At 56.2% G+C, this 13524-nt stretch carries 13 protein-coding genes; 11 read left to right on the forward strand and 2 right to left on the reverse strand.

Annotation, left to right across the window (positions count from 1 at the left end):
* From IQ254_RS12770 to IQ254_RS12780, 3 genes are all read left to right on the forward strand, one after another.
* The coding region (locus IQ254_RS12770) for a 3'-5' exonuclease (protein WP_313887441.1) at positions 1-917 on the forward strand (917 nt) is incomplete at its 5' end.
* Between the two features lie 44 nt (positions 918-961).
* Positions 962-1384: a GIY-YIG nuclease family protein gene (locus tag IQ254_RS12775; protein ID WP_228040624.1), complete on the forward strand. Its 423-nt coding sequence runs from the start codon at positions 962-964 to the stop codon at positions 1382-1384.
* Complete coding sequence (locus IQ254_RS12780) at positions 1381-1605, forward strand: hypothetical protein (protein ID WP_193966543.1); 225 nt, start codon at positions 1381-1383, stop codon at positions 1603-1605. Before IQ254_RS12775 ends, IQ254_RS12780 begins: the two co-directional genes overlap by 4 nt.
* A 113-nt stretch (positions 1606-1718) precedes the next feature.
* Here the strand turns inward: IQ254_RS12780 and IQ254_RS12785 are convergent, their stop codons facing one another.
* Complete coding sequence (locus IQ254_RS12785; RefSeq protein WP_193966544.1) at positions 1719-4007, reverse strand: GUN4 domain-containing protein; 2289 nt, start codon at positions 4005-4007, stop codon at positions 1719-1721.
* Positions 4008-4200: 193 nt separating this feature from the next.
* Between IQ254_RS12785 and IQ254_RS12790 the strand changes: the two genes are divergently transcribed.
* The gene (locus IQ254_RS12790) at positions 4201-4422 is read left to right on the forward strand and encodes a hypothetical protein (protein ID WP_193966545.1); all 222 of its coding nucleotides are present in this window, start codon (positions 4201-4203) and stop codon (positions 4420-4422) included.
* Complete coding sequence (locus tag IQ254_RS12795; RefSeq protein WP_193966546.1) at positions 4410-4814, forward strand: type II toxin-antitoxin system VapC family toxin; 405 nt, start codon at positions 4410-4412, stop codon at positions 4812-4814. Before IQ254_RS12790 ends, IQ254_RS12795 begins: the two co-directional genes overlap by 13 nt.
* A gap of 26 nt (positions 4815-4840) precedes the next feature.
* Here IQ254_RS12795 and IQ254_RS12800 read toward each other — a convergent pair whose 3' ends face one another.
* Complete coding sequence (locus tag IQ254_RS12800; RefSeq protein ID WP_193966547.1) at positions 4841-6739, reverse strand: ABC transporter ATP-binding protein; 1899 nt, start codon at positions 6737-6739, stop codon at positions 4841-4843.
* A 188-nt stretch (positions 6740-6927) separates the two neighbouring features.
* Between IQ254_RS12800 and IQ254_RS12805 the strand changes: the two genes are divergently transcribed.
* The 6 genes from IQ254_RS12805 (at position 6928) to IQ254_RS12830 (ending at position 13524) form a co-directional block, all read left to right on the forward strand.
* Positions 6928-7980: a hemolysin family protein gene (locus tag IQ254_RS12805; RefSeq protein ID WP_193966548.1), complete on the forward strand. Its 1053-nt coding sequence runs from the start codon at positions 6928-6930 to the stop codon at positions 7978-7980.
* Positions 7981-8724: 744 nt separating this feature from the next.
* Positions 8725-9627: a phosphorylase gene (locus IQ254_RS12810; protein ID WP_193966549.1), complete on the forward strand. Its 903-nt coding sequence runs from the start codon at positions 8725-8727 to the stop codon at positions 9625-9627.
* 98 nt (positions 9628-9725) lie between these two features.
* Positions 9726-10580, forward strand: a complete 855-nt coding sequence (locus IQ254_RS12815; RefSeq protein WP_193966550.1) for an SPFH domain-containing protein — start codon at positions 9726-9728, stop codon at positions 10578-10580.
* Positions 10581-10682: 102 nt separating this feature from the next.
* Positions 10683-11723 (forward strand): 23S rRNA (adenine(2503)-C(2))-methyltransferase RlmN, encoded by a 1041-nt coding sequence (gene rlmN, locus IQ254_RS12820; RefSeq protein ID WP_193966569.1) that lies wholly within the window; start codon positions 10683-10685, stop codon positions 11721-11723.
* Between the two features lie 179 nt (positions 11724-11902).
* Positions 11903-12601, forward strand: a complete 699-nt coding sequence (locus IQ254_RS12825; RefSeq protein WP_193966551.1) for a lysophospholipid acyltransferase family protein — start codon at positions 11903-11905, stop codon at positions 12599-12601.
* Between the two features lie 92 nt (positions 12602-12693).
* The gene (locus IQ254_RS12830) at positions 12694-13524 is read left to right on the forward strand and encodes an alpha/beta fold hydrolase (protein WP_193966552.1); all 831 of its coding nucleotides are present in this window, start codon (positions 12694-12696) and stop codon (positions 13522-13524) included.

Raw genomic sequence — 13524 nt, forward strand, 5'->3', positions numbered from 1 at the left:
GAACCCAGCCCCCGACAAATCTGCCGCAAAACACCGCCATGGCCCCCAAAGTGTGGCACCTTAAGGGTACTTGCTGCGATCGAAGCATTATGGTTCCTGTGTCGGTGGGCGGCCTCACTCAGACGTCTCTGTTGACAGACCAGTTGCTGGCCTACTATCGCCAGCTGCCCGAGACCCAGTTGACGGTGGTGGATGTGGAAACCACCGGGTCGCGCCCCCACGAGGCCCGCGTGATTGAAATTGCCGTGGTGCAGGGGTCGCTGCACGAGGGCATTACCTACGAAGCCGATTTTTTGGTCAATGCCCAGGTGCGGGTGCCCCACACCATTACTCGACTGACGGGCATTACCACCGCCATGGTAGAGGGGGGTATGGCCGCTGACAGGGTGTGGTCAACGCTGCGATCGCACCTCGACCAGGGCACTCTCACCGGCCACAACCTGGCCTTTGACTACAGCTTTATTCAGCAGGAATATCAGCGGCTGGGGCAGGGCTATCAGCGTCCCCAGGGCCAGCAATTTTGTACGGTGATGTTGTCGCGGCTGCTGCTGGCCGACCTGCCCTCCCGCAGCCTGCCCCAGCTGGTGCGTCACTTTGGTTTTGACGTGGGGCGATCGCACCGGGCCATGGCCGATACCAAGGCCTGCTGGCTGCTGGCCAATCTGCTGCTCGAGCGCCTGGCCGACAAATCTGATGATGACCTGCGCCAGCAGTTTATCCAGCAGTGGGTGCCGCTGCGGGAGGCCGTTAAGGTGTTTAAATGCACCCGAGTCGAGCTGCAACAGATGCTCGATGACCGGGGCTGCGATCGCCGCACCTCGCGCCGGGGCAACCGCCACATGTATCGCCGGGGCGACATCGAGGCACTCTACCAAGACCTCTACCCCCAGCAGCTCACGCTCAATTTGACCGATTGAGCATCGTCCTTGAGTTATTAGCCCGCAACTCAGCGAATTGGTCTATGACAATGCCGTTGTCGATTGATGACATCCTAAAACAAGGTGATGCATTAGCGTTGCCGCCAGACGCATTGGCAAAACCACCGGCTGCATTAGCCCTATATTTGCGCCACGGCGACAGCTTTAGGCCATTAGCGAGCAAGAAACTACTATGCTCTAAAGCGATCGCCCCGTTGCCCTCCAATCGTCATCGAACTCAAGAACTGCTATACATTGGCAAAGCAAAAAATCTACGGGATAGGCTGCGCGGTGGGCATAAAGTTTTTCTCTGGGGCTGGCTTGACCGCTACGATCCTAATGACGTCAGAATCGCGTACGTCATCATCAACGAATGGCAAAGGCCAGGGCTATCATATGAGTTAGAAACCTTGATTTTACAAGCCTCAAATCCGCCCTACAATGTCAAGATTCCAAGAGCGCTATGACTCAGACCGTCTTTACGCAACACCTACCACCTGAAGCCATTCATCAACTGGTCGGCTATCTGCCTGACTACATCAAGGAAGGATTAGAGCAAAAAGCATCTGAGTTAGACTGCTCTCTCGAAGCTGTGATCGAACTGGCTCTTGCAAGCCTGCTTGACGATGAAGCCTTCAGCTTTGAAGATTGCCTTTTGGCCCATTGCCTGAATCAGCATCAATCATAGAGGTTTCAGCCACGGTATTTACGCTTGCTTCGATCAAAACTTAATCTACAAGAGAAACAATCCAAAATCCAAAATCCAAAATTGACGGGGCTGGAGCGCTTATCTGCTACAGTTTACAAGTCTGAATGCGAGAGAAGAGAAAACCCCCCCAACACCCCAACACCAAACCAAAAAGGGAGGTGCCCCGAAACATATACCCCCCAACCAACAGAAAAAGGGAGGTGTCCCTTCGGTGCTGAGGTGTCATATTTAATACGAAACGCCCATTTGTCTTTCTCGCGCCAAGCCACTCGATCTCCAAATCGCTCAAAGGCTTTTTCATGATACCTTCCATCAGCGATACCGCCGACTTCTGTTGACAGGTAAATCTCTTTTTGCACACTAAAGCCAAATTTGCCCTGGCTATACTGCACCCACAGTCCATCAATTGCCAGAAGCTCATCGCAAGGGAAGTTCAATAAATCATCACTCTCGAAGTACTGGCCTTCCTCTTTACCCACGGCGGTAATCATTAGGTGTTTGGTTTCCCTATCGGCCTCTTGCCACTGCCCATTTTTCAAATACTGCTCTAGCTGCTGGTACCGAGAGGCAGCGACGGTTTGCTTCAACCCTTTAAGTTCGTCTTCCAGCGCTGGGTCGAGCTGCTTTGTCTTGTCTTGCCAGCAGGTGTAGGCCAAATCTGTAGCCCCCTGCTCGATCATCTTGCGCAGCAGCCTTGCGGGTTTTATTTGAGCGGCGTAGAGCAAAATTGTAGGCTTCCACCAGTCGTCGTCAAAGCAGTCATACAGCAGCGTTTCTCGCTGGGTGCGAGCTACTTCGGCAGCGGCTAAGTATTCTTGAAAGCTCAGATGGGCAAATTCATACTCATCCTCCTGCTGCACCAGTAGTTCGCTAATCTGCACTACTTGGTCGAGAAAGTCATCGGGGTCGATTGTCTCTTCTTGCTGTTGCAGGCTGTGAATGAGCACCTGACGCAGATCAGCCTGTGAAATTCGCTCTTGCCGCTGCTGCATCATGTATAGCGCCAGCATTTGTAGAATAGTTTGGGCCTCGCACTGGGTCAGCAGCGTGTCGAGCTGGCGGGCACGAGGTCTATCTCTTAGCTGTAGCTGGCAAATGTCGCGGTATAGTTCTACCCTTCGCTGGGGCAGCCGCGCCCCCGGATACCGCCGATGAAACGTGACGATCATATTCAGCAGCAGCGGGTTTTTGGCCAGGTCTTTTAGCTCTTGGCGATCCTCTATCTGGCGCAGCAGATCTTGAGCCGCTTCATTTGCAAGCTGTTTAACATCGGGGGTGTCTCTACCGCCGTGGGCATAGCGTTCTTGACACTGGTACCAGCGAGTGACAAAGTCGCGGCGCTGGTTAGCATTAAAGTCGCGCACCCAAAGGGGCGTCGAGAGTTCTAGCCGATGGGCAGCATCCTGATCGCGATAGGCTTTTGGACGTGAGGTGACGATGAAAATCGAGTTGCCGTAGCAGCGCATTTGAGCGTTAATCCACTTGGCTACTGCAGGGCGTTGATCTTTAGCCACTTCGTCAAAGCCATCGAGCATAATCACCGCATCACCCCGACGCAGCATCGTCGTCGCCCAGTTCTCGGGCACTGGGCGATCATCCCCTTCCTTAGGCAAGCTGGGGATATGGTGCTGGGTGATCAGCGTCGGTAGCTCCGGCGCGTTCTCACTGGCCAGCAGATCGCGATACTTGCGCAGCACCAGCAGCACCGGAATCCGCTTTTTGACATCGTGACGACCGTGCTGCTTGGTGCCGTACAGGTAGGCAATGTGTTTGAGCAGCGTGGTTTTGCCATAGCCACCCCAGGCCAGAATTACCAACTGACGAAAGGGTCGCGTTTGCTCGGCCTTCCGCAAAAAGTGCCAGATGTTGAGGTTGGTAACACGTTCCAGGTCTTTAGGATTGAACGAGTCTACTGCTGCCCTAAAACCGGGTAGCGTGCTGCTGAGATCTAGCGCCAGGGGCACAAAGACTTCTTCCAGCATGGGGGTGAAAATTCCCTCTTGCTGGGGCACGCCCTCTGGCCGGTACGACTGACAATCCCACGCCTGGCATTGCAGATACCAGTCCTCAAACCCGCTGAGGCGAGTCGTGACCTGCTCGGTTCTGCGATCGATCGTTTGGTCGATGACCTGGCCCGCCTGTTCTAGCCGTCGTCGATTACCCGAGTCAATAGGCTTGAGCAGCGTTGTGCCATAGGCAATCCCCAGACCGATGACCGCCGAGGCAATGGCTTTAGGAATGCTGCCATCATCTTTAGTCAGTTGCCAAAAAGCGTTTGCTCCCCCTGCGGTAAGGCCCCCAGCGGCAATGGCTTTGAGTAACAACTCGGCTACGCGTTCGTTTAAGGGTGCGTTGGGGCCTTGGGGCGGGGTTTGAGTCATTGGGGCAGCAGGGGCAGGTTGCCTCTTATTTTGGCCTACCTCTGTTCACCTCAGCTAGGCTCTAGGCTAGAGCATAATTATCTATGGCCTTGATGGCCACCATTACCGGCATTGCCACGCTCATTGTGCAGCTTGGCAACAGACCTTACAAATCGTGCTAGCGTCGAAGCAATGATTCTCGAAATGCAGTGCCATGCTTAAAAGCTACGAAGCAATTTATAAAGACGGCCAGTTGAAATGGCTCTCAGAGCAGCCTCAGATCAAAACTGCGCGAGTCATTATCACCATCCTGGAAGACACTCCAGATGTGCCTACTCAGCGAGTAGCCTCTAGCGCGATCGCAGGCATGGGTAAAACTCTAGGTGATATCGTCAGACCCATTGCTACAGAAGACGATTGGGAATGCCTGAAGTGATCGTGCTGGACACACACATTTGGTTTTGGTTCATCAATCAAGAATTTGAGCGGTTTCCAGCCCATTGGAGAACTCAGATCGAAACCTCTTCTGATGTAGGCGTTTCCCCGGTCTCCTGCTACGAAATTGCGTTAGCAGAGCAGCGGGGGCGTTTAGAACTTCCTTGCCTCGCACAACAGTGGTTTGAAGAAGCCCTTGCTCCATCAGGTATTACCCTACTGCCGCTCACTGCCGAAATAATGTGCTGCGCAGTTGGATTGTCACCTGTCCACAAAGATCCATTTGACCGCATGATTATTGCGACATCGCTGTTGCTCAAGGGTCAGCTTGCCAGCATCGATGGTTTATTTCCCCAATACCCAGAGCTTGAGGGCTGTCTCATGGAGTCATGAGAGCTAAAGCGCGCTTGAAGTTAGCTCTAAGCCACCGAGGCGCGATCGCGCTGCAATGCCTCAATTCGTTCCAAACTACCGATTGGAATCGCGTTGATCAGCTCCTGGGTATAGGTCTTCTGGGGCTGGCGGTAGACCTGCTCGGCGGGGCCGATTTCTTCTACCTGGCCCTGGTTCATCACCATGATGCGATCGCTCATAAACTTCACCACCGCCAGGTCGTGGGAAATGAAAATGTAGGTGAGGTCAAATTCCGCCTGGAGCTCTTTGAGCAGGTTGAGCACCTGGGCCTGCACCGACACATCCAGCGCCGACACCGACTCATCGCAGATGATGAACTTGGGGTTGAGCGCCAGCGCCCGAGCAATGCACACCCGCTGCCGCTGCCCGCCCGAAAACTCGTGGGGGTAGCGGTTGATGCAAGTGGTGGGCAGCCCAACGCGATCGAGCAGGTAGGCCACCCGCTCCTGGCGATTGCGGGTGCTCTTGCTAACGCCGTGGATTTTCAGCGGTTCGGCGATCGCCGCGCCAATGCTCATGCGTGGGTCAAGGGAGCTGAAGGGGTCTTGAAACACAATCTGCATATCCCGCCGCAACTGCCGCAGCTGCGACGACCTCAGCCCCAGCACATCGCGGCCCTCAAACCAGATCTTGCCGCCCATGGCGGGCACCAGCCGCAGCAGCGCTCGGCCCAGGGTAGTCTTGCCGCAGCCCGACTCGCCCACCAGGCCAAAGGTTTCGCCCTTGTTGATTTGAAACGACACATTCTGTACCGCCATCACGTGGCGGCGGGTTTTGCCAAACACGCCCCGAATCGGGTAGCCCACCCGTAAGTTCTCGACCGCCAGCAAGGGGCCATTGGCGGCTAGGGTCTCTGCCCGGGCGGTCAATTCTGCCTCGGTCAACGGCGCAAAGCGGGCTTCAGCCTCGGCGTCGAACCCGCGCTCGCGCCAGATGGTGCCGTTGTCATCGGCAGCCCCGGCGGCATCGCTGATCATAAAGTCGGCCACCGTGGGCAACAGCCGCAGCTGTTGGTTGGGCTGGGGGCGGCAGGCCAGTAGGCCCTTGGTGTAGGGATGTTGGGGCCGGGCAAAAATATCCATCACCGGCCCCGCCTCAACGATGTTGCCCTGGTACATGACCGCCACCTGGTCGGCAATCTCGGCGATGATGCCCAGGTCGTGGGTGATGAAAATTAGCGACATGCCCCGGCGATCGCGCAGCTGCCGCAGCAGGTCGAGAATGGTGGCCTGCACGGTCACATCTAGCGCCGTGGTGGGCTCGTCGGCGATCAGTAGGGCTGGGTTGCAGGAGATCGCCATGGCAATCATCACCCGCTGAATCTGCCCCCCCGACAGCTCGTGGGGGTAGCGGTTGAGAATGGCCTGCTGGCGGCGCTCCGCTTCTTCCTGCAAAAAGGCATCGCTGAGACCGGGCTTTTCGGCTCGGAGGGTAGCCAGCAGCTTGTCGTTGCTGGGCAGTAGATCGACCTCCTGCAAACGCTCAATCGCCTGCGATCGCGCCACGTCTTTAGCAATAGCCTGGTGCTGGCAAATCGCCTCCACCATCTGAAACCCAACGGTATAGACCGGGTTGAGGGAGCTCATCGGCTCCTGAAAAATCATCGAGATCTGACCACCCCGATAGTCCTGCATCTCGGTGTCGCCCAGGGTGCGCAGGTCTACGGCACCGCGATCGCCGCCCCTAAACCAGATCTCGCCGTTGACCACCTTGCCCGGCGGGCTGGGCACCAGCCCCATCACCGCCAGCGATGTCACCGACTTGCCCGACCCCGACTCCCCCACAATTCCCAGGGTTTGCCCCCGCTGCACCTGAAACGAAATGTTGTCTACCGCGTGAATAGTTTGGTCGTCAACCTCAAAGTCAACGGTGAGGTGCTTAACATCGAGAATGGTATCGCTCATGGGGTGCTATTAGCCGACAACCAGGGACAACAAAAACATTAGACCACCTCACCCAACCCCAGACCATGTCGCCAAGGGCACAATCAACTTGGGTGTAAAGGGGCGTTGATTAATCTCGCTAATGGATCATAGTAGATGAATCATAACAACCTTCCCCTTACCGGTTTCGTTTGCCCCTAACCAAACCCATGCTGAATCTTGCGATCGCTATTTTGATCATGCTGATGGGCTCCGCCCTGTGCTCCTGTAGTGAAGCAGCCCTGCTATCGGTGCCATTACTCAAGGCTCGTCAGCTAGCCGAGTCAAAAAGGCCGGCGGCAGTGGCGCTGCTAGCCATTCGCCAAAAAATCAATCGGCCCATTGCCACCATTGTGATTCTCAACAACCTGTTCAACATTGTTGGCAGCGTGCTGATTGGGGGCATTGCCGCCAACCTCTTTAAGGATGCTCTGCTGGGAGTTTTCACGGGCCTGCTGACGCTGCTGGTAATTTTATTCGGGGAAATTTTCCCCAAAATCTTTGGCGAGCGCTACGCCCTCCCCATTGCCCTCACCCTGGTCGTACCGGTACAGTGGCTCACCTGGCTATTTACGCCCATCGTGCTGCTGCTGGAGAACATTACCGCCCCGCTGACCAGCCAGGGTAAAGGCCCCAGCACCAACGAAGCTGAAATTAAGCTCATGGCCACCATTGGCCACCAGGAGGGCATCATCGAAGCTGACGAAGCCGAAATGATTCGCCGCGTGTTCCGTCTCAACGACATGAAGTCGATCGATATCATGACCCCCCGTGTGGCCGTCACCCACCTGCCCGGCGACCTCACCATTGCCGCCGCCCAGGAGCAAATTCTCAAATCCCAGCACAGCCGCATTCTGGTCAGCGACAACGACATCGATCGGATTGTGGGTCTGGTGCTTAAAAACGATCTCCTCACCGCTCTCATTCGCGGCCAGGGCGACCAGCTCTTGAGCCAGATCGCTCGTCCCGTGCGCTTTGTCGCAGAGGCCGAACGAGCCGACAAGTTACTCCAAGACTTTCAAACGGTCCGCGAGCATCTGGCCGTTGTCGTCGACGAGTACGGTGGCGTCTCAGGGGTCGTCACCCTCGAAGACGTGCTAGAGGTGCTCACCGGAGAAATTGTCGACGAAACCGATCGCAGCATTGACCTGCAAAAGCTGGCTCGCCAGCGGGGGCGGCAAATCCTGCGTACCCGCGGGTTTAACTGGCCCGCCGAGCGTTAGCGCTGAACTGTCAACCCAAAGTACACCACAATTTTCTTTCTACCAAAAAAATTACTAATAACAAACCCCTATTTCAAGCCCTAAATAAAGTGCTGCTTAACCCACTGTTAACTATCATTTCAAAATCTAGAGTCTAAGTCCTATAGATGTATATTGAATGTGGAGCTGATGAGGCTCCCCTGGCAGATAAAACAGCCAATTGTCCACACACAAGAAGGAGTGAAAACGCTGTTAACTTTGAATCTGTCTCGCCTAACCACCAACACCCAATCTTTCGGGTCAACCCTTCCTTAATTAAGCAAATGGGAGTTGTCAAGGGTTTGTTTATTCCCTAAAAGGGTATAAACGTGAGTCCTTACCTCCAGGAAAGCTCAACAACGATGTAGGAAGTTCTTTGATTAGAGGATTGGGTGTTGTTGTGTTTAAAGGGATCAATTTTTAGCCTTGTTTGGCAAAACGATTGGCCATTTTTTCGTTCAGCAGATTATCTGCCCCGACTCTTGTAAACGGTATTCTGAGTCCAGTCAGTTGCCACAGGTTGATCTGGCTACTCTATAACATATTCGTTTGGCGTACCTAGCTGGTAAGGCTCAAGATCTATCTCCTCCCTGGCAACATTAATCGAATGGTCTGTATTACGCCACTCGTTTTTTTGAGATAACCAGCCCGGGCTTTGAAGTCATCCTCTGGGAGGGCGGTGGTTTGTTACAGTCGGGGAGGTAATATTTACCTTCGCCGTTGCCCATGGTGTATTCCCCCGAGGTTGAGCTAGCTCCCGGTGACTTGTGGCGCAAAATTCAGCAGCAAACCCGCCACGCCCTAGACTGTGGTGCCCTAAAGTCTATCGATACCCACTACGAGTTTGTCGATCACGGCAGCATGCGCTTTTTAGTGAGAATTTTGGCCAACCTGGTGCGTAAAGAAAAGGCTGATCTGGCCCAATCTACCCGGCAAAAGCAAGGCCAGCCCGTCAACCCGTTTTTGCCCTACGATCTCGACTTGTTTGTGGCCAATCTATCGGCTACTCATCTGTGTCTGCTAAATAAGTACAACGTGGTTGACCACCACATTTTGATCGTCACCCGCGCCTTTGAAGACCAAGATACCTGGCTCACCCGCGCCGACTTTGCCGCCCTTGCCCTCACCCTGGCTGAGATTGACGGCCTGGCGTTTTATAACGGCGGTCGGCTGGCCGGGGCCAGCCAGCGGCACAAGCATTTACAACTGGTGCCGCCGCCCCTCTGCCCCGATCATAGCCCTCTCCCCCTAGCAACGGTGGTTGCTAACCTAGCCCTCACCCCCACCGCCCCGGTTGAGTCGCCGATGCTACCCTTTCGCCACGCCATTATGCCCCTGGGAGCGGGGGCCGATGGCGACACCCTGCTGACTACCTACCGCACCCTACTGGCCTACCTGGGCGTTGACTGGAACAACCCCACTCAGACGCTGCCCTACAACCTACTGGCCACCCGCCGCTGGATGATCGCTGTACCCCGCCAACGGGAGAGCTATGAGTCTATCCCGGTAAACTCCCTAGGGTTTGCGGGGTCGCTGCTGGTCAAAACTCCGGCGCAGTTGGCGTGGCTTAAGGCCATCGGCCCGATGACGGTGCTCAAGCAGGTGGCCTACCAGAGCCCAGACCGCTAAGTGACGCCCTCAAGTTGCCCGACTCACTTTGAGAAGAAATCGGTACACTGGTCAGTAGAACAGGCTTACTTCACCCTTCAGCCGTTTGGGGGCTACCCGTGCCGCAGATTATTGGAATTTTTGCGCTGATTATCATCGGCTACACCGTTGGCTCAGTGCGCATTATTAACCAGGGCACCGAGGCTCTGGTTGAGCGGCTCGGGCGCTACCACCGCAAGCTCAGGCCTGGCCTTAACTTTATTGTGCCGGTGCTCGACTATATTGTGCTGCGCGACAGCGTGCGCGAGCAACTTCTCGATGTGGATAAACAGGCCGCTATCACTAGAGATAACGTATCGCTAGATGTAGACGCCGTGGTTTACTGGCGTATTTTGGAGCTAGAGCTGACTTACTACGCCATTGAGAATGTTGAGCAGGCGATCGAAGAACTGGTGATTACGACCCTGCGCTCTGAGATCGGCAAGATGGAGTTTGAGCGTACTTTCTCATCTCGGGACGAGCTCAATCGGGCGTTGCTGTCTCAGCTCGATGAGGCCACCGAACCCTGGGGCGTTAAGGTAACCCGGGTCGAAGTGCAGGAAATTACGCCGCCGGAAGAAGTGCGGCGATCGATGCAGCTGCAGCAGGCGGCGGAGCTCAAACGCCGGGCCACGGTGCTCGAAGCCCAGGGAGAGCAGGAAGCGGCGATTAAGCGCGCCCAGGCAACGGTAGAATCGATTGAAATGCTCTCTAAAGCGCTGCAGCAGCGTAGTGATACCGGCGAAATTCTCAAGTATTTACTGGCCCAGCGCTATGTAGATGCCAACCAAAAACTGGGGGAAAGTGACAACTCAAAAGTGGTGTTTATGGATCCTAAATTCTTGACAGAAGGGTTGGTGGATCTGATGAATACCCCTACGACCCCTGAGGGGCGCTACGACGACGACAATTTTCCCAGTCGGCGGCGGAAATAGAGCTTTTCAGGTAGCCGTATCGTTACCATAGAAGACTATGCTCTGTGGACTGCCATGACTGTTTATTCTGGGTTCCAAACGGGCCCATCGTCGGCTACCCCGATCGCCACTCATCAGCCTAGGGCGGCGCTGCCGTTGCTGGGCCAATCGCTGGAGGCGCTCACGGAGTGGGTGCAAGCCCAGGGGCAGCCGACCTACCGAGGCAAGCAGCTCTACCAGTGGCTGTACCACCAGGGCGCGCGATCGCTCTCTGACATCACCGTCTTTCCCAAAGCCTGGCGACAGGCCTGGGAGCATGTCGATGTGGGGCGCTCTGCTCTGCACCATCGGGTGGTGGCCAGCGACGATACGGTGAAGTATTTGCTCCGGCTGGCCGATGGTCAAATCATTGAAACTGTGGGCATTCCTTCGGCTAAGCGGCTGACGGTCTGTGTGTCGTCGCAGGTGGGTTGCCCCATGGCCTGCGACTTCTGTGCCACGGGCAAGGGCGGCTTTGTGCGCAATCTGGGCATCCACGAAATTGTTGACCAGGTGCTCACGGTGCAGGAAGACTTTGGCCAGCGGGTCAGTCACATCGTATTTATGGGTATGGGCGAGCCGCTGCTCAATAGCGCCAACGCCGTGGCCGCCATTCGCTGCCTCAACCAGGATGTGGGCATTGGCCAGCGGGCCATGACCCTATCGACGGTGGGGGTGCCGGGCCGCATTCGCGCCCTGGCGGCAGAGCAGCTCCAGGTCACCCTGGCGGTGAGCCTGCACGCTTCTAACCAGACCCAGCGGCTGCAGCTGATTCCCAGTGCCGGTGCCTATCCGCTGTCGGTGCTGCTCGACGAATGTCGGGAGTATGTGCAGCTCACCGGGCGACGGGTGACGTTTGAGTACATTCTGCTGGCTGGGCTCAACGACCAGCCCGCTAACGCGGCAGAGCTGGCGCAGCATCTGCGAGGTTTTCAGAGCCATGTCAACCTGATTCCCTACAATCCCATTGATGAGGCCGACTACCAGCGCCCCAGCGAAGCCAGCATTCGCGCTTTTGTCGCCGAGCTAGAGGCTCGGCGAATTGCCGTCACTGTGCGCTATTCTCGCGGTCTAGAGGAAAATGCTGCCTGTGGCCAACTGCGGGCGTCTCGCCGACCCAGCTAACCCCATGGGTAAATCTCACCCCATAGGGGAATCTCCTGGTGAATGCTTGAGATTTTGTTAAGTTATGAAACATAGCGCTCTGCTCCCTGACCAGGGAATGGAGTTGTCCTTTCAAGTTCACTTTGATGACCCTCGCTCCTCTATCTCGGCTCGCTTCCCCGACCTTAAGTCCGTTGGAGATGTCTAATTGGCTGCTGGCGCTTTCACCGGTCAACATTTCGGTTCATGGGCGCGATCGCCTACCTGCCACTCAGCCCCTGGTGGTGGTGAGCAATCACCGCAGCATTATGGATGCGCCGCTGTTGATGAATGCCGTAGACCGCTCGGTGCGCTTTGCCTGCCACCACTATATGAGCCAGGTGCCGGGGTTACGTACGGTGATCAGCGCCCTGGGCTGCCTCCCTCTAGACGCCCCCGATAAAGGCCAAACGGCATTCTTTCGCCGGGCGATGAAGGCTTTGGAAGACGGCGAGGCGGTGGGCATTTTCCCGGAGGGGGCTGCGCCTATGGTCAGCCCAACTAGCCCCGATAATTTGAGCACGTTCCATCGGGGGTTTGCCCACCTGGCCATGCGAGCGCCGGTAGATGAGTTGGCCATTGTGCCCGTTGCCATTGCCGCTCGCCGAGAAACCAACAATCCTGTCATGCCGCTGCGGTGGCTGAGTTTGTTTGATGCCACAGAGCCGCTGTTTCAGCAGTCGGGGTGGCATCCGGCGGTGGTTTACCATCAGGTCGATCTGCTGATTGGTCGGCCCATCAGGGTCGATGCCCGGCTGCGATCGCACTACCGCAGTAAAGGGGCCGGGGCTCTAGCTACCGAAATTACTCAGTGCTGCCAGGATGAAATTGCCACCCAGCTCAAGCAGGGGGCCTACTAAAGACCACTAAAGACCACTAAAGCCTACTTACAGTGGTTATCCAATCGTCGCCTTGGTCTCACGTCACCGCCGCCCGCACAGACGGCCTATCTATGCCAGAACCCACTGCTTTAACGTTTTACGCCCCTGCTGGCCCTAACCCCCAGCGGCCTCTATTTGTCTATTTACCCGGCATGGATGGCAGTGGCAAACTGTTTGCCGCCCAAACCGATGGCCTCAAGCATCACTTTGATGTGCGCTGTTTAGTCATTCCTCCAGATGACCTCTCATCGTGGGAAAGCCTGGCTAGCCAGGTGGTGCAGCTCATTCGCCAGGAGCGCAGGACTACCCCGATCTATCTGTGTGGTGAATCCTTTGGGGCCTGCCTTGCCCTGCGGGTTGTGGCCCTGGCCCCAGCTCTAGCTAGCCACCTAATCTTGGTTAACTCGGCCTCGGCCTTCCATCGGTTTTCGTGGCTGCACTGGCTGGCCAACTTTACGGCCTGGGTAGCACCGCCCCTTTACCAGGGGTCTACCCTCGGCAGTCTGCCGATCATGGCTAATCTCAGCCGGATCGGGAATGCCAATCGCCAGGCCTTAATGCGCTCTGTCAAAGTATTGTCCCAGTCCAGTGCTGCCTGGCGTCTAACCTTGCTGTCGCAGTTTCGCTTAGAACCCCTTCAGCTGCATCGAGTGAAGGCGTCTACCCTACTGGTGGCCTCTCTCAGCGATCGCCTGTTGCCCTCCCTCGAAGAGGCCCAGCGCCTGGCCAACCTCCTCCCTTGCCCTCGCATTTATCCCCTGCCCAACAGCGGGCATATCAGCCTGCTAGAGGACAACGTCAATCTCCAGGAGATTCTGGCAGCGGTCGACTTTTTACCCCAGTTGCCCAGCCCCGGGCAAAGCGGGCCTGTCGCCAGTCAGCCCACGCCCCTGGCCTCTTGA

Origin of the sequence: Nodosilinea sp. LEGE 07088 (assembly GCF_015207395.1) — a bacterium.
Lineage (GTDB): Bacteria > Cyanobacteriota > Cyanobacteriia > Phormidesmidales > Phormidesmidaceae > Nodosilinea.